Annotated in this window: 15 protein-coding genes and 1 other RNA gene; 4 read left to right on the top strand and 12 right to left on the bottom strand. The window is 40.7% G+C overall.

From position 1 onward, the window contains the following. Window positions 1-519: 519 nt before the first annotated feature. The 4 genes from ACYVR3_RS02855 to ACYVR3_RS02840 form a co-directional block, all read right to left on the bottom strand. Complete coding sequence (locus ACYVR3_RS02855) at window positions 520-1866, bottom strand: glucose-6-phosphate isomerase (protein WP_057152195.1); 1347 nt, start codon at window positions 1864-1866, stop codon at window positions 520-522. Between the two features lie 77 nt (window positions 1867-1943). Beyond that, entirely contained in the window at window positions 1944-2801 is an 858-nt protein-coding gene (locus ACYVR3_RS02850) for a GRP family sugar transporter (RefSeq protein WP_461243032.1), read from the bottom strand. Window positions 2802-2949: 148 nt separating this feature from the next. Further along, entirely contained in the window at window positions 2950-4428 is a 1479-nt protein-coding gene (locus tag ACYVR3_RS02845; RefSeq protein ID WP_461243031.1) for an ATP-binding protein, read from the bottom strand. Further along, window positions 4428-5180, bottom strand: coding sequence for a response regulator transcription factor (locus ACYVR3_RS02840; RefSeq protein WP_054737020.1), 753 nt, complete (start codon window positions 5178-5180; stop codon window positions 4428-4430). Before ACYVR3_RS02840 ends, ACYVR3_RS02845 begins: the two co-directional genes overlap by 1 nt. A 270-nt stretch (window positions 5181-5450) precedes the next feature. Between ACYVR3_RS02840 and ACYVR3_RS02835 the strand changes: the two genes are divergently transcribed. Further along, window positions 5451-6227 (top strand): Cof-type HAD-IIB family hydrolase, encoded by a 777-nt coding sequence (locus tag ACYVR3_RS02835; RefSeq protein WP_461243030.1) that lies wholly within the window; start codon window positions 5451-5453, stop codon window positions 6225-6227. Between the two features lie 403 nt (window positions 6228-6630). Here ACYVR3_RS02835 and ACYVR3_RS02830 read toward each other — a convergent pair whose 3' ends face one another. Both ACYVR3_RS02830 and ACYVR3_RS02825 read right to left on the bottom strand, forming a co-directional pair. Next, window positions 6631-7785 (bottom strand): tyrosine-type recombinase/integrase, encoded by a 1155-nt coding sequence (locus ACYVR3_RS02830; protein WP_461243029.1) that lies wholly within the window; start codon window positions 7783-7785, stop codon window positions 6631-6633. 50 nt (window positions 7786-7835) lie between these two features. Further along, on the bottom strand, window positions 7836-8438 hold the full coding sequence (locus tag ACYVR3_RS02825; RefSeq protein WP_461243028.1) for a helix-turn-helix domain-containing protein: 603 nt from the start codon (window positions 8436-8438) through the stop codon (window positions 7836-7838). 157 nt (window positions 8439-8595) lie between these two features. Here ACYVR3_RS02825 and ACYVR3_RS02820 point away from each other — a divergent pair, with 157 nt between their 5' ends. The 3 genes from ACYVR3_RS02820 to ACYVR3_RS02810 all read left to right on the top strand — a co-directional run bounded on the left by ACYVR3_RS02820 (window position 8596) and on the right by ACYVR3_RS02810 (window position 10760). After that, on the top strand, window positions 8596-8880 hold the full coding sequence (locus ACYVR3_RS02820; RefSeq protein ID WP_461243027.1) for a MerR family transcriptional regulator: 285 nt from the start codon (window positions 8596-8598) through the stop codon (window positions 8878-8880). Between the two features lie 290 nt (window positions 8881-9170). Beyond that, on the top strand, window positions 9171-10208 hold the full coding sequence (locus ACYVR3_RS02815) for a hypothetical protein (RefSeq protein ID WP_461243026.1): 1038 nt from the start codon (window positions 9171-9173) through the stop codon (window positions 10206-10208). Between the two features lie 78 nt (window positions 10209-10286). Beyond that, entirely contained in the window at window positions 10287-10760 is a 474-nt protein-coding gene (locus ACYVR3_RS02810; RefSeq protein WP_461243025.1) for a BRO-N domain-containing protein, read from the top strand. A 147-nt stretch (window positions 10761-10907) separates the two neighbouring features. Here ACYVR3_RS02810 and ACYVR3_RS02805 read toward each other — a convergent pair whose 3' ends face one another. From ACYVR3_RS02805 to ACYVR3_RS02780, 6 genes are all read right to left on the bottom strand, one after another. Continuing rightward, window positions 10908-11846, bottom strand: coding sequence for a hypothetical protein (locus ACYVR3_RS02805; RefSeq protein WP_461243024.1), 939 nt, complete (start codon window positions 11844-11846; stop codon window positions 10908-10910). A 233-nt stretch (window positions 11847-12079) separates the two neighbouring features. Then, the gene (locus ACYVR3_RS02800; RefSeq protein WP_461243023.1) at window positions 12080-12913 is read right to left on the bottom strand and encodes a hypothetical protein; all 834 of its coding nucleotides are present in this window, start codon (window positions 12911-12913) and stop codon (window positions 12080-12082) included. Window positions 12914-13088: 175 nt separating this feature from the next. After that, window positions 13089-13481: a hypothetical protein gene (locus ACYVR3_RS02795; RefSeq protein ID WP_461243022.1), complete on the bottom strand. Its 393-nt coding sequence runs from the start codon at window positions 13479-13481 to the stop codon at window positions 13089-13091. Window positions 13482-13808: 327 nt separating this feature from the next. Next, window positions 13809-14180, bottom strand: a transfer-messenger RNA (tmRNA) gene (ssrA, locus tag ACYVR3_RS02790). Between the two features lie 72 nt (window positions 14181-14252). Next, window positions 14253-14723 carry a GNAT family N-acetyltransferase gene (locus ACYVR3_RS02785; protein ID WP_461243021.1) on the bottom strand — a complete coding sequence of 157 codons (471 nt, stop codon included), beginning with the start codon at window positions 14721-14723 and terminating at the stop codon, window positions 14253-14255. A gap of 130 nt (window positions 14724-14853) precedes the next feature. Continuing rightward, entirely contained in the window at window positions 14854-15951 is a 1098-nt protein-coding gene (locus ACYVR3_RS02780) for an SGNH/GDSL hydrolase family protein (RefSeq protein ID WP_461243020.1), read from the bottom strand. Between the last annotated feature and the right edge of the window lie 166 nt (window positions 15952-16117).

Raw genomic sequence — 16117 nt, 5'->3', positions numbered from 1 at the left:
AATCTGGCGGTTGTCAACGGCGGTCGTTGCAATTCCGTGGTCAACCGCACAATTAAGCACTTGAGATGATCTGCAATAGCGCTGAATTACGCAATGTGAGATGCAGGTAGGCGACTAGGTGGATGCTGTGTCGCGATAATTGGTGGTTGTTGGTGTTCTTCCAACAACCGCCAATTATCGGGGACGAAGTTAAGACTCGCGTGGGTTTTGGCGAGGCTTAACTTCGAGGTCTGAGACCGCCCTTCGGCTCAGGCCGGCCTCACAGCAGGAACCTAGTCGCATACCGGAATCGCCAGTTCACACAAATCACCGAACTTCACAAACTAAACACAAGAATGCTTACGCTGGACACAAGCGACAGCAAATATCAATGAAACCGTTAGAATACCAAGTAACACAATTGTTGATTTCTAGGCAATCATTCCACTTCGAAAACTAATAATCCTTTATACGATAAAAAAGCACCTCAAAGTCAGCTGACTTCGAGATGCTTTTTATCATTCGATTTAATTCGTTAAATTAAAGTCGTTCGTTCAGTTCCTTACCAAGTGCTTCAAACCCAGGCTTGCCCAAAAGTGCAAACATATTGGTCTTGTATGCTTCGACCCCTGGTTGGTTGAATGGGTTGATCCCGTTCAAGTAACCAGAAATGGCAACGGCAACTTCAAAGAAGTAGATCATGTAACCTAACGTGTAGGCTGATTGATCTGGAATGTGAACACTCATGTTAGGCACGTTACCATCGGTATGGGCTAACGTAACGCCTTGGAACGCCTTGGTGTTCGCAAAGTGCATCGTTTCGCCTTCGAGGTATTGTAACCCGTCCAAGTTTTCGGCTTCCTTTGGAATATCGATATCGTTCGTTGGCTTATCAACAAAAATAACGGTTTCCATCAAGTTCCGAAGCCCTTCTTGGATGTATTGACCCAATGAGTGCAAGTCAGTTGAGAAGTTAGCTGAAGATGGGTAGATTCCCTTTTCATTCTTCCCTTCAGACTCGCCCATCAGTTGCTTCCACCATTCGGCGAAGTACTGGAGGTTTGGTTCGTAGTTTTCCAAGAGTTCAGTCGTGTAGCCCTTCCGGTACAAAATGTTTCGGTAAGCGGCGTATTGGTAAGCTTCATTCTTGGTCAAATCCGGATCCGTATAAGTGTCCATGGCATCAGCGGCACCGGTCATCAATTGATCAATGTCAGCACCTGAAGCTGCGATTGGCAACAAACCAACGGCAGTTAACACTGAGTAACGGCCACCAACGCCATCAGGAATGACAAAGGTTTCATAACCGGCCGCGTCAGCTTCTTGCTTCAGCGCACCGCGTGCCTTATCAGTCGTTGCGTAGATCCGGGCCTTCGCACCGTCTTCGCCATACTTTTTAACTAACATTTGTTTGAATACTCGGAAGGCAATCGAAGGTTCAGTCGTGGTCCCAGACTTCGAGATCACGTTGACTGAAAAGTCGCGGTCACCAATCAAGTGGATCAAATCGTGCAAGTACGATGGGCTAATTGAGTTCCCGGCAAATAAAATTTGTGGGAATTCACGTTGGTCATCTGGTAGGTAGTTAAAGAACGTATCGTGTAAGAAGTCAACGGCCATCTTAGCACCTAAGTATGACCCGCCGATTCCAATCACAACTAATACTTTAGAGTCTGATTGAATCTGCTTGGCAGCTGCCTTAATGCGAGCAAATTCCTCGTGATCATAATCTTTAGGGAGCGTTAACCAGTCGCGGAAATCGCTTCCGGCGCCGGACCCCGTTCTTAATTCTTCATCCGCTGCATTCACTAACGCTTGCATCTCACCTAATTCGTTATCGTGTACGAACTTATCAAGTTTTGAAGCGTCAAAGGAAATGTGTGCCATTAAACTTACCTCACTTTATTTAGGATCAGTTCTATTATACCCGATTTTACCCCAAAAATGAATGGACTAGACCACATTTATTTAAGAATTCCGAGGATCGCACTACCAGCAATAACCAAAATTGAACCGATCGTGATGTAAATCATCTCGCGACGGGTCTTGTGCTCGCCCAGTAAGAGGATACTCCCAAAGGTTGAGATGATGATCCCACTTTGTGCTAATGAGTAACTGATAGCTAACCCAACGGCTGGAATCGACATAAACATGAAGAAGTTCCCAACGCCCCAAACTAACCCAGTAGCGACGTTTTTGACCATTGGTTTGCCAAATGGGTGGTTGCGAGCTGCGAAAATCAAGGCGCCAATGACCATCCCAATTGATTGTGGGAATAAAACAGCCTTAGAATCAACGTGTGACATGTTAACGATCACCGTGTAAAGGGTGTAACCGATCGTTGAGAAAATCAACGCCCGAACCCCAGCAGACATGTTAAAGTTACCGCTACGGTTGGCATTGCCAGCTTTATCTCGTAATGATGTAAATACGATACCTGCAATCAAGGAAATCATTGCCAAACTTCCTAATGTAAGCATCCGCGCAGTCGTCCATTCGTTAAATAACAAAACACCAGCTAACGTCGTACAAACCAATTGCATCCCGGTTGATACCGGAACGGTTACGGAGATTCCAATCGCCTTCATGGATTGGAATTGTTGGAATTGACCAACTGACCAGAATAAACCAGATGCGATCCCGACTAACCAAACGGTCGTCGTCATTTGAGGATGGAAGTAAACGATACTAAAAATCCCAAATAAGAAGGCCCCGATGGTCATCCCAAGGGTTTGCTGGTAAGAGGTCCCACCTAACTTACCACTAATTAATCCAATACTCCCCCAACAAATTGCAGGGATCAACGCTAACAACACTGCCATGAATTTCACTCCGTTCTATATTTTCAACCGCTTCAAATTCTCTCTTAGTTTCTGAAAGCGCTTTTATTGTTTTTCATAATGTTCATTTTACTAGAAAGCGAGCGAAAAAAAAAGGACTTTTTGCAAAATCCTTTTTTTCTTAATTATTTTATTGGTTGGTGCTCATTGCTTCACTATTTTTCGGATCTGGTAAAACAATCGTAAAGGTTGTCCCCTCACCCTTCTTGCTCATCACATCGATGCGGCCTTGGTGCAACAATACCAATTGATGCACAATCGCGAGACCGAGGCCAGATTCACCGTATTTGGTACTTGTTCGCGACGGATCTGCTTTGTAATAGCGCTCCCAAATATTGGTGAGCTGTTCATCCGTCATCCCGATTCCAGTGTCCGAAACTTTAAAGACACTGCCGTGAGTACCACGTTGCGCCAAAATCGTAATTTGACCATTATCGGTAAACTGAATTGCGTTCGCCGTAATGTTAAACATAATTTGGACGAAGCGGTCATAGTCCGCATACACCGGGACATCATCGAGGCCGTTGACCGTCAACGTATCGTGTTTCGCTTCAGCGCGTTGCTGCAATTGTTCCACTAAGGTTCGCAGCGGCGTCATGGCGTTAAATTCACGCTTATTCAGCGCAATTTGGTTATTACGAATCTTTTCGTAATCCAGATTCTCATTAACCAACCGGATCAACCGCTTCGTTTCATTTCGCATCAGTTCGATACTTTGAGCCTTGCTATCTTCAGGAATTGCGTCATAAGCGAGTCCCTCCAGCAAGCCATTGATCGTCGTGAGCGGTGTTCTCATTTCGTGAGCGGCATCCGCCATAAAGGCCCGCCGTCGCTCTTCTTGCCGTTCAATTTCCTTGCGCGACGCTTGAAGCGAAAACGCCATGTTGTTGAAATCATTAACCAAATCATCGATTTCGTCGTGGTTTTGACTCGGCAACTGAACATCGTAATCGCCTCGCGCCACCTGATTAGTCGCTCGCCGTAGTCGGTTGATCCGCAACGTCAGGTACCTTGAGATAAAGTAGGCCAACAACAACGCAACGATACTGGCAACCGCCAGTGCTTTGGTTAAATTAGAATTGATCTTGGCGATGTTTGAATTGATGTTGGAGATATAAGCCCCGACTTTAACGACCGCAACTAGGTGCCGTTTATTTTGTTTATCAGTGTAAAAGTACGGCTTTAACACATCCGTCATCGCTGGTTCGATCTTACCACTTGCCGTCTTCGTTTGCCGATCCGTCACACGTTGAACGATCTCACCACGATTCAACTTCTTCCAATCGCTGGCTTTGATTTTTGAAATATACACATTATCTGGAAAAACCGCGGTATTATCCCGATTGTAAATCGTAAAGTGCATCGATTGGTTCCGCAATAGCACTTCACTATTCAACAGCGATTCCGAGTCAAATGACACTCGCTTGGGGTCACCGGCCGAAATGCGCACGGATTGCTCCACCAGACTATTGGCATACTTCTCCAAACTCGTCCAGGTATTTTGATAAACCATATCCTTGGTCATGCTACTAAAAGAAAGCCCTAATAGTAGTAGGACCGAGGCAATGACCGCAAAAAAGGCCAACATTTGTTGATAGACCAGTCGCATTACGCCTCAGCTCCACTGTCGTCAAACTTGTAACCAACGCCCCAAACCGTTTGGATGATCTGAGGACCCACTTTTTCGATCTTCTGCCGTAGCTTCTTGATATGCGCGTCAACCGTTCGTTCATCACCGTAGTATTCATAATCCCAGACCAGTTGCAGTAACTGTTCACGGGAGAAGACTTGCCGCGGTTTTTGCGCCAACGTTTTGAGTAAATCAAATTCCTTGGGCGTTAGATCCAAAATCTGCTTGCCGTTGAGGTACGCCTCTCGCGTCTTGCTGTTTAACTGGAAGTTACCCGTATCAATTTCATACTTACTTGCCTCAGGTTGAGGCGCGGCTTCAACGACTGGCGCGGGTTCCGGTTCACTGGCCATGTTACCACCCAACTTCGCCCGCCGATCGAGTGCCTTAATACGAGCAATTAGCGTAATCGGGCTAAATGGCTTGGTGACGTAATCATCCGCCCCCATTTCAAGCCCCAACACTTGGTCACTTTCTGAATCTCGCGCCGTCAACATAATAATTGGCACAGTTGGTGACGTCTTACGAATCTCAGCACTGACCTGCATGCCATCCATCCCTGGTAGGTTCAAGTCTAAGGTGATCATATCCCATTCTTCAGGGCACTCTTTGAATATTTTGACCGCCTCGATGCCGTCATAAGCAAAGTGTGCGTCCCAGTCTTCCTTTTTGAAAAACATCTGCATCATTTCTGATACTGACTTATTATCTTCAATCATCAAAATTTTCACGGTGCTAGCCCCCATTATCAACGTACAGCTATGGTCACTTAATCTGACCGGATCGATTTCTTCTGATTACCACGTTTATATTAACGTGGTCCCTTCATAACTGCAATCGTTTACGTCCATTATACCGAACTGCCCGAAAGTTCACACGAGAAACCTAAAAAAATTAACCAAATTTCGAAATCCGTCACTGTGATTCAGCAACCATCCCCGATAAGCTCCGAAACATGCTACAATTGGGAATAACTACTCGAACTGAAAGGATCTAATCACATGGTTAAAGCACTCACTTTTTTCGACTTAGATGGTACCCTCTTAAACGCTAAAACCGAACTCGACGCAGACGTGATCCAAGCCATCCAACAACTTAAACAAAACGACATTCTTCCGGTTATCGCGACCGGCCGAAACTTATTTGAAATTCGTCACATTATTGATCAAACTAACATTGATACGCTAGTTTCCGCCAACGGGACTTTTGTTGTCGCCAACGGCAAACCAATTTACTCAACGCCACTCGACAAGGCGGTGATCGAGCGCTTAACCACAATGACCAGCACTAACGGCGATGCTTACGCGGTTTTGAACCACGCTGCCGCTCGGATTGACCGCTTAACGGACGTGGCGCGCAACTGTTACCACTACATCAACACCCCCGTGCCGATCATCGATCCAACTTACTGGCAGTTCAACCCCATCAATATGATGCTGGTTTTGACGTTACCAGAAAACGATGACCGGTACCGCGAGGCCTTTAAAAACGAGCTCGCTTTCTATCGCCAGACGCCTTACAGCATGGACGTTGTTGTTCCTAACGGTTCCAAGCAAACTGGCATCAAGCAACTACTTGCCCTTCCTGAGTATCAGGATCTGCCAACCTATGCATTTGGTGACGGCAACAACGATCTTTCCATGTTTGACGTTGTCGATCACGCAATTGCCATGGGTAACGCCGATGACCACGTGAAGGCTGCGGCCGAATATGTGACGACTGCCAACGTTGACCACGGCATTGTGAACGGGTTGAAGCACTTTAAACTGATTTCATAATTTAGTGATTAACGAAAAAAGCTTCAGTAGTGGCAGTTGCCCATTACCGAAGCTTTTTTGATTAAGCCGATAAAATTAATTTTTGAATGCCCTTTTGAATGCCATTTCCAAAATCGGAGCAAAATAAAAGCATCCGTTATTAGCGGATGCACGCCCGTTCAAAGCTGGCAATTTAGTTTCAAAATAATTGTCATTGAGCCTAATAACTCATTGATATTAACGCTTGCGCAAATAAAAAAGCCTTGTTGCACCGGCATTTGATTAACCATTGCAACAAGGCTTTTACAGATGATGGAGACGGCGGGAGTCGCCTCTAAATTTTAATAAACACTATAACACCGGGCTTTATAGCCGTTATATTGCTATTCAATATATGGCTGGTTGCCATTTTGGTTGCCATTGACTAAATATTAACCACTTTCCCTAATTTTTGAACAATTTCCATGTCCTGATGTCTGGTAACGTGCGCATAGATGCTAAGTGTCGTGTTGGCGTCATCATGTCCTAAACGTTGCTGAACTTCTTTGACGGATGCACCAATTGAGAACAACAAATAACAATTCGTGTGTCGCCACCCATGAACTTTCAATTTAGGTAGTTGATTATCGTCAATAATTTTAGTTTGCCATTTACGTGGCGTATCGAGTGACTTATACCCATTCTTACGATTAGCAAAAATAAGCTGTTCCCTATTCATCGTGTTGAACCCTAACTCTAAAAATTGAACTTTCTGTAAAGCACGCCATTTTTTCAAATAACTCATCGTTTCATCATCAAGTGAAATAACTCGGTTACCAGCATCCGTCTTAGGAGGTTGCACAATCGTTTCGCCACGCATCCCTTGCGTTAGTGTCTTGTTTACGGATAATTGAGCAGTTTCAAAGTCAATATCGTTCCACGTAAGCGCTAAACACTCACCACGTCTGATACCAGAAAAACAGAGCAACCTAAACAACGTATATTTCTCAAGTTCCACAGTTGGATCAATACATTTAAAGAACGCCTTAATTTGTTCCATGTCATAGAACTTATCATCATCGTTCAATTGTGCTTGTCTATGCGGCAAAATAGCCGCCTTAACGGGGTTATCTCCTGTCATATACTTTTGTGTTAAGGCATAGTCAAACACGTTCTGAGTGTAATAATACCAACGTTTACAGCCAGAAGCTGGTGCTAGTTTAAACCATTCATTCACTACCTTTTGAATTTGTGGCGTTGTTATCGTTCTAATCCGTAAATTACCAAATGCTGGTAAAATATGATTTTTGAACATGCCACGAGTTCTAGCATAGGTACTAGTACGAACGCCACTATTAATGTATGTTTGATACCACTGTTCGTACACATCTTCAAACCGAATATTATTTTCCGTCTGCACGTTACCTTCATTTACGTCAACAGTAAGTCTTGAAATAGCTAAATTAGCTTCTCGTTTAGTTTTAAATCCTTTTCGATGTATTTTCTTCGGTTTTCCAGTTTGTTCATTAATACCAGCGTACATATGAATCTCGTAACGCTTTTCACCACGTTTAGTTGTATAACTTTTGATACTTGCCATTATAATTTCTCCAATCGTTTACCGTGGGCATGGCAATGTTTGGAGTTTAATTATTTAAAGTTTGATAAGTGGTATTTCTGTATTAAGTCGCGGATGTCATCTTTTGAGTGCATCAATATCCTGTTCATTTCAAGAAGTACATCATTATTCATACCTTTGTACAATAACGATCCGTTTGTATACGCTTCGCTTTTTGTTTTTCCAAACTTAACTTTAGATCCATCAATGTAGAAGTTATCCGTCATTGCGTTGTTGACCATATCTAATGCATAGGCTACAAATTCCACTGCATTATAATCATTTTTTCCAAGTCCTTCTAAACTTTGTACTGCTTTTGTAATCTGTTGCTGCAACGTATCGCCGCTATAAATGGCTTTATTTTTCTTTAACCGATTTATTTCAGCAGTAATTTCATCTTTAGAATACTTTGTGTTTTCTTCCCATACATCCCAACCGTTTCGATCATCAGAAACACCTTGTAGATAGGGAACAGGTAGCTTGTAATAATTGGATAGCAGATTCCAAACATCCAGACTAGGTTTCCGTTGCCCATTTTCGTAATTAGAAAGTGCATTTTGAGATAATCCGGTTTTCTCTGCAAGTCGAGTCTGTGTTAACTTGTGTCCCTTTCGTACTTCTTTTAACCTATTCATCACCTTACCTCCTGAATCTATTATATCACAAAAATCACAGTGAGATAAAAATATATTATTTGTGATTTTTACATTGAATTATCACACGAAATGAGATAAAATGGAATAGTAATCACAAATGAGATTTAATCATACAACATGGAAAGTGAGTGGGTTCATGCAATTCGAATCAACAGAAACAACTGCAACTACTTTTTTGGAGTCAGTAAATGAATCAATTAAACAGTACGTCAATGATGCTATAATTACAGCACTTGATGCTTATACAATACGGGAAAGTTACTACACGAAACAAAACGCTGCTAAATACGTTGGGGTAAGTATGGCAACGCTGAATCAAATGCTTGCACATGGTCTGGAAATTACACAAGTTCCCGGCACAACTGTTCAACGTATCTCAAAACGTTCATTGGATCAATTCATGCAAGACAACTTAGCTTAAATTAAACAAAACCGTGGGCATGGTAATGTTATAAGTTGAAAAATATCGTCGTTACGAGCGCAAGCGAGTAGCGGACAAAACGGTCTTTGTTTTGTCCGCCATACTAACTAGCGCTTGTATTTTTTCAATGCCGATAAACACTAATACAGCAGGGTTTATCAGCTACAGTCTTAAATAAATTGAATATAATATACTTTAGTTTCTTAATATATGCAATTTATCCAAATACAATAGCTATAATCGTTGATATAACAACGTTTTTATAAAATTAAAAAATACGAGGTCACTCTATGCAGGAAGAAACACCCTACCAAAAATATTGTCGCATAATTGCGTCATCATCAATTCCCATTATCAAATATAAAGCTAAGCAAAGTGATGAAATGAAAAAAGTCTATGAACAAGTTACCGGACTAAAACAAACTTTGTTGGCAATCTATCAACTACTCAATGATAATCCACCGATAAAGCTCTTCACACTTCATAAACAACAAGGGGCTGTTATTTCATTTACTCCCAAGCTCATCCGTTCCAAGATGAATCGCAAATTTTTAAACAAAATGGGATGGTCAGCGACACAGGATAAATTGTGTAAGCCTATTAAAAATATTATTGATATTCTCCTAATTTGCAATTTGTTACAACCAATTCCCTTTTCTGATTTAAATTTAAGTGAGCAACATTATCTCAACGAAAACTATATAAACGTAGATGATCTGGAATTTGGTGCATTCATGATTCCAACATACTATGTGGTAAAAGACATCAAAGAAGCCAAATGGGAGAACATTCTAAAAACAAACCTAACTACAACAACACCAGTATATTACGATGCAGTCAGAACTATGTTCGATGAAGAAACTGCAACCAATTTCATAACAAAAACCCATCCGCAGCAGCGTGCACTTATTGCGCTTAAACCTGATCAGTGTGAACGGATTAAAGAAATACTACAGAGTAATACTGTTTTAACAAAAAATGACTTACGTACTGCTTTTTTTGATAATTCATCAAACTTTGGAGACTTTCATGAAATAATAGATATTTACAAAACTCCTGATGGTCATTCATTTAAACGAGTTTTGGAATCAAGTTTCAAAGATCACGTACACGGATTACTTAATATCGGATGGTTAGACGTCTTAAGCATTCAATATATAACTTATGCACAAGCAATTAAGTGCGGATATATCACACAAGAATTGGGTATAGACCATAAAGAAAAAATTTATGTCAATATGAGTAAGGTGCCTTCCCCCGACCTAACCATAAAAAAAGGGATAGCATTGAGCAATAGCTCACGTAGTTTGATTTGCACATCATCCTAAAACAAACTTTTAGGGGGAAACATTTCGAAAATCGGGGGAAAATTAAATTTGTACAATTACGGAGGTATATGTGTTTTTATGGAAAATGAAATAACCGTTTTTGATAGTATTGGTGAACACATTCGCTCACTTTATATTGATGATGTTCAGTATTTTGTTGGAAAAGATGTTGCAAGAATGCTTGGTTATAAAGATTTAAATCGAGCTATTAATCAGCATGTTACATCAAAGCATCGAAAAGCAGTGTCACGTAAGGGTTCGGGCGATATGGAACAAGCCTTATTCGCTGAACTTTGGAAGAGTCCAAATGATTGGGCTAATAAAATTTTGATAGATGAGTCTGGCGTCTACTCTTTAATTCTAGATAGTGATTTACCATCGGCTCAAAGGTTTCAACATTGGGTACTTCATGACGTGCTCCCTTCAATTCGAAAGTACGGATATTATTTAACACCTCAAGCTAAGGAAAAATTATTAAATAATCCAAGAAAGCTCGCTGAACTCTTCTCACAACTTGCCGACAATCAAGATTTGAATAATAGATCATTGTAATGCCTAATTAATGTGTACTCATTTAAATACGAAAAAAGTCGTCGTCCATGCATGCAGGACGGCGTTTTTTCTTACACATTTATTGTAAATAGTAATGTAATTGTTGTAGTTCGCATTGGCATTATGCTTGTGAACTTGATTAGTAGCTTACTCATCCGTATAGTAGTCAGGATCTAGTTGATAAATTTTTTTCAGTACAGCGCTTCTTTGAGTTTCAATATCCTGTACACGCTGACTAACAGAGTTAAAATCTTGTCTTGCTTGTTTATCATTTTCCTTAGCACCGTCTACGCCATATTGAGCAATATACGATTGAGCATTTTTGATTAATGTAACTGTATTTTGTGCCAACTCTAACTCACTAATTGCATAATCCAAATTACCTTGAGTTTCTGCATCAGCCGTACCATTCCGAATTTGTTCTCTATACGATTTAATTTGATTCTGCAAATCGCTCACATGTTGAAGCCAACTATCTAAATTATATTGATAATAGAATAATGCATCTTCAGCTACATTTTCAACATGACCGGCTGCTTCCTTATCTTCATTTCTTTCTTTAATCGCAAGTTGATGTAATTGATCAGCCTGTTGAATTAAATTAGCTAATTCAGCATTCTCACTTACCTTTGAAATGTTGTTGGTATTGTCGTCTGAACTAGCACTATTATTGCTAGAACTATCGGTTAGGGATGCGTTCATGTTGGAATTATTGGTTGGTAATACGTTTAATGTCGTGCCTGTCGTCGTCGTGCCTGTTTTTGACGGTTTAGTTTTAACATACACATACTTACTCTGATACCCTTTTTTCGCCACGGTTACTCGATATTTCCAACCAGCATGAATTTTATGTTTCAATTTTAGACTGTATTTGCCCTTACTTGTAACTTTTCCGTAAGCATAGATGGTTTTGTAGCGACTTAACTTAATAGTAGCCTTTTTTGTTGCTGTACCTTTGAAGTAGGTGCTTTTTACAGTAGGTGTTACAGGCTTAACACTCGCTTTTTTTGTACTTGCCTGAGCGACTACATTACTTGTTAGAGTTAATCCGGTAGCAATAGCCATTACAACTAATTTTTTGTTCATAATTATCCCCCTACGGATGATCGACGTAACCAATATAACCCTGTAATTGAGCATATGGAAGCCTAATTACAGAATAAGTTCAATATTTATGGATGAAATTATTATTTTATTACGACAATGCAGAAAAAAGACTTGTTTAATTGAACGGAAACTTAAATAAAAGACATTTGATTGGTTACAGCAAATACTTCGGTACTTATAGTGATCTCGAGGTCTTTGAACGTCTAAAAGTACTAGTTATTCTTCAATGACCGTTTGTAATAAGAATCAGCGATTACTTTTAATTTAGATGGCGTTAAATTATCAGTGTTCTCAATTTGATTTAGTGTAGATTTATTAAAGTTGTAAGTTAGAACGTTACAATTTCTAACTGTCGTTCCATATTGATCTACTAAATCACTTTCAAAGGTTATTTTAATATTCGAGTAATTTTGATATGTTATTTTTTTAATTCCTTTGATAATGTCCGCAGTGGCAAGTGCAAAAGACTCTTGACTATCTTTATTATCTTTTATAATAATATTCGCCACGTACGGCTTTACCGAATCCATGCCATTTACTGACACGCTATATGAATAAATCAAAGAATCCTGATTGTTAATATATTTCTTAACGGATTTTTTTAAATCAGAAAGCGTATTATTACCGTTTGTCGTTGTCGACTGTGAAATCGACTGAGATGATTTACTCTGATTATCTGATCCTGAATCGTTTCCACTTGTTTTTATATTATCCTGAAATACAGCCTTAGTTCCGTATTTTCTAATCTTTTTCATTTTTGAATTATTTAAAATAAGCTCACTTGCTACTAAGTTCGATTTCGAAAATAGGTGCGGTGAAATAGCGTTAATTCGCATTACTGTCTTAGAGTCTTGATTTACAGCATCATACGTTGCGATACGAGCCGAAAAATGATGGTCATGAATTTTAACAATGTTTCCGTTATCAGTACTTATGGCCTGATCTTGGTTATAAAAATCAGAAGTATTTGTACTAATTCCCGCCAATATATATCCATTGGGCGCTTTTGTTGAACCACTGATTGTCCAGTCATCTTTATTCTGCATTATCTTTTCTATTTTCACTTTGTAGTAATTTGGCCGAACGTTACTCTTAGACTTCGTTGAACACCCAGTAAGTAGTGTAGATACTGATAAAATTAACAATATTATTGCTCTATTTATTTTCTTCATACTTTCCTCGAATTGGTATTAAACCATTACATAATTTATGTGTTCTGTTTTACTTTTTCGATGAATCATATAAGTTAAAGCCGGTGGTTACTTTTTTGCCGTCCGGAAATTTAGCCTTCACCACGGTTACCAAACCATCTTTTTTTGCACCGTATAAATCATTGTTGATATGAGTAATGCTGATTTTAATTTTTTTTGAAGAAGAAACTGTTTCTTTAAAATGCATATTTGATTTATAAGAAACGTCAATTAACGTACCTTTAGGTGCCGTACCAAGCAAAGTAAATGAACCGTTTTTATCGACATATGCTTTACCATTCTTCTGTACATTAGCAAACATAAGCTGTTCTTTACTGTTTTCAGTTTTTACACTTGAACTATTTTTTTGTGTCGTAGATGTCCCACAACTGGATAATAGGAATGTTGATGTCGTTAAGATCATTAACAACTTGCACCTAGGCGTAATATTCACTCTCATAACTCAGACTCCCTTGATTTATTTTTCTACGCAAAACGTACTTAATATAATACTCTAATTATGTACCGATAGGGAGACTTTTTATAAGAATGTTATATTAACCTAACATACTAAAAAAAGGTAGCATCCATCTATTGGACGCTACCTTAATATTGCCACGCCCACACTATTTCTGGTTGCCATAACGGTTGCCATTTGTTGCCAACCAACAACAGCGAGTGATACAAGTGATTCTTATAAATCGCTATCTATCAGCGTTTTAACAACTAATGATAACCAATGATTGTTGCTTAATGGAGACGGCGGGAGTCGAACCCGCGTCCAAGCATATTGCCACCCGAACCTCTACGCTTATATTCAGACTACTTGAGTTTCGCTAACCAATTCGCCGCCTGTCAGGGCCAAACATGATTAGCTAACCTGATTAGTCTCTTCTAACGACTTCAGATGGGAGCCATTAGCGTAAGCCCACTCAATTTAGGACCCGTATCTGCCTCATGGGCGAAGTCAGGCGGATCTTCACTTAGCGCTTATTAGGCAGCTAATGCGAAAGATTTTGAACTGTTATTTGCAGTTAAAATTTAGGTGAGGGTTTTAACGTAGAACCTCGCTACGAAACGCAGTCCGGACTCAACCTATACCTGTCGAATCCATAACGTCCCCATATTTAAGACCAAGTAATAGTCTACCATACTTGACCGGGACTGAAAAGTAAATTGCCTAATTGGGCACTCCTCAAAGCTGGCATTCTAAAAAGACAGTACCCGCAACCGGATTAAACCGGTAGGCCTCGATTGGTTTAAAGCCCACTGATGCATACAGCTTTTGTGCCCCTTTCATCGTGGGTAATGTATCCAAACGAATTGCCTGATACCCAAGTTGTTTCGCAACCTTCAATAACCGCGTCACCAGTTGACGGCCAATGCCCAATTCACGATACGCTGGGTTAACGTATAGGCGTTTCATTTCTGCAATCGAGTCTGCAAATTGATGAACTGCAATCACACCTGCTGGCTGTCCATCAACCCTTGCTAAAATCAACGCCCCGTGTGGCGACGCATACTCAACCGCTAATCGCTTAAGTTCGTCGTCAAAATGTTGAAAAGATAAATCTAATCCTAATGAAACTGAATAGTCTAAAATCAACTGTTTGGCCGTTGCGAACGTTTCTGGTTCAGTCGCAAGTTGATAAGTTACTTGAACCATGCTCAATCACCTCATTATAATATGTAATTTAAATGATAATTTTACGCGTTTTCTAATAAACATCAAGAGCAACTCAAAAAGCAGCTTGGCACGTGACGAGCCAAACTGCTTTTTTAAATTACGATTCTAATTAATAAGTCGTTTCATCCGCCAAAATCTTTTTCGCCAACGCATACCCCAGTTTTTGAGCTGTCTGTGCCGACGGGTGTAAAATTTGATCCTGCAACGTATAACGATGGTTCGCATCGGTAATCACGTTGGGGGCAATCGCATTAAAATTAACGACCTTGATGCCCATTTGCCGGTAAAGTTTTTGCTCAGCAACCCGAAGCTGATTTAACGTATAACCTTGATCATTACGAACATGAGCCTTATTGATGCCATCATAGCCGTAACGCGTCAGTGGTAAGATGCCGTAAATTGTCGCTGTTGGGTTGATTTTTTGAACCGTTTTTAACCGCAGTTTCAAATGTGCAATGACGTTGGTCAAACTCCCAGAACCCGAGCCATTCGCGTAGTCATTGGTCCCAATATTGATCAAAATCATATCCATTTTGGCCAAGGCTTTTTTATTGGCATTGATCACCGGTCCCAGGTCTTGAGGCCGTCTAACCCCCTGCCACGTCTTCCAACGTTGGCCGACGATCGTTGCATCTGGAAAGGCATCATCCGTTACCGTGTAAGCCGATCCGAGGTACTTTGCCGTCCAGCGTGGGTATGACACGTGATAAAAATGACTGCCATCCCAGCCATCGGGAATTGAATCACCCAACACGCCAATTTTGGTAGTCGTGAATGTACTGCCCGCACCCGCCAACTTAAGGTTAAAGGAGGCACTTAAGACTGACTTGAGCTGCGTTGCCAATACCCAGTATGTTGACTGCCGGTTTGCACTCGTTACCCGGTACGCCGTTCGCGTCTTTCCCTTAACGCTAAGTGTTGCGACCTCGTTACGGTACCAAGTCGTTCGCGCAAATTTGCTGCCAGCGACCTTTCCTGATTTCAAGGTTGCGGTTTTATATAACGTTGCACCGGCCCTTAACGCGTATGGATGCGCGTTAATACTCGTGAGTCGTTTGATCGTCACCGTGCTACTCGTTGTCGTTTTAGTGGTATTTGTTACGGCTGTGCCACTAGCGGTCACCGTTGCCGCATGACTTTGCCCAGCAGGTAACGCTACCGCCAGCAAGGCCATTGTTCCGATAGCCACTAATTGTTGTCGTATCATGTGTTGCACATCCATCGTTAAACCCTCTCAAACTCGTTCATTTTTAAAGCATCGTCTACCAGTATAAAAAAATCCCAATTTTGGGTCAATTACTTTTATGATATTTAATTATTTATTAAGCGCAGTTTCGCGATTTATCCACTAAATACCGGTTTCTGATTTCGTC

This window comes from Secundilactobacillus muriivasis, from assembly GCF_054785195.1.
Note: the sequence above shows the minus strand (reverse complement) of the source record. Positions and strands in the feature narration are given on the sequence as shown.

Bases quoted from the DNA above. Each gene is read 5' to 3' on its own strand.
- ACYVR3_RS02785 (WP_461243021.1), bottom strand. From the start codon at position 14,723: ATGGTTCAAGTAACTTATCAACTTGCGACTGAACCAGAAACGTTCGCA.
- ACYVR3_RS02855 (WP_057152195.1), bottom strand. From the start codon at position 1,866: ATGGCACACATTTCCTTTGACGCTTCAAAACTTGATAAGTTCGTACAC.
- ACYVR3_RS02825 (WP_461243028.1), bottom strand. From the start codon at position 8,438: ATGAATAGGTTAAAAGAAGTACGAAAGGGACACAAGTTAACACAGACT.
- ACYVR3_RS02820 (WP_461243027.1), top strand. From the start codon at position 8,596: ATGCAATTCGAATCAACAGAAACAACTGCAACTACTTTTTTGGAGTCA.
- ACYVR3_RS02845 (WP_461243031.1), bottom strand. From the start codon at position 4,428: ATGCGACTGGTCTATCAACAAATGTTGGCCTTTTTTGCGGTCATTGCC.
- ACYVR3_RS02780 (WP_461243020.1), bottom strand. From the start codon at position 15,951: ATGATACGACAACAATTAGTGGCTATCGGAACAATGGCCTTGCTGGCG.
- ACYVR3_RS02850 (WP_461243032.1), bottom strand. From the start codon at position 2,801: ATGGCAGTGTTGTTAGCGTTGATCCCTGCAATTTGTTGGGGGAGTATT.
- ACYVR3_RS02805 (WP_461243024.1), bottom strand. From the start codon at position 11,846: ATGAACAAAAAATTAGTTGTAATGGCTATTGCTACCGGATTAACTCTA.
- ACYVR3_RS02830 (WP_461243029.1), bottom strand. From the start codon at position 7,785: ATGGCAAGTATCAAAAGTTATACAACTAAACGTGGTGAAAAGCGTTAC.
- ACYVR3_RS02800 (WP_461243023.1), bottom strand. From the start codon at position 12,913: ATGCAGAATAAAGATGACTGGACAATCAGTGGTTCAACAAAAGCGCCC.
- ACYVR3_RS02815 (WP_461243026.1), top strand. From the start codon at position 9,171: ATGCAGGAAGAAACACCCTACCAAAAATATTGTCGCATAATTGCGTCA.
- ACYVR3_RS02810 (WP_461243025.1), top strand. From the start codon at position 10,287: ATGGAAAATGAAATAACCGTTTTTGATAGTATTGGTGAACACATTCGC.
- ACYVR3_RS02835 (WP_461243030.1), top strand. From the start codon at position 5,451: ATGGTTAAAGCACTCACTTTTTTCGACTTAGATGGTACCCTCTTAAAC.
- ACYVR3_RS02795 (WP_461243022.1), bottom strand. From the start codon at position 13,481: ATGATCTTAACGACATCAACATTCCTATTATCCAGTTGTGGGACATCT.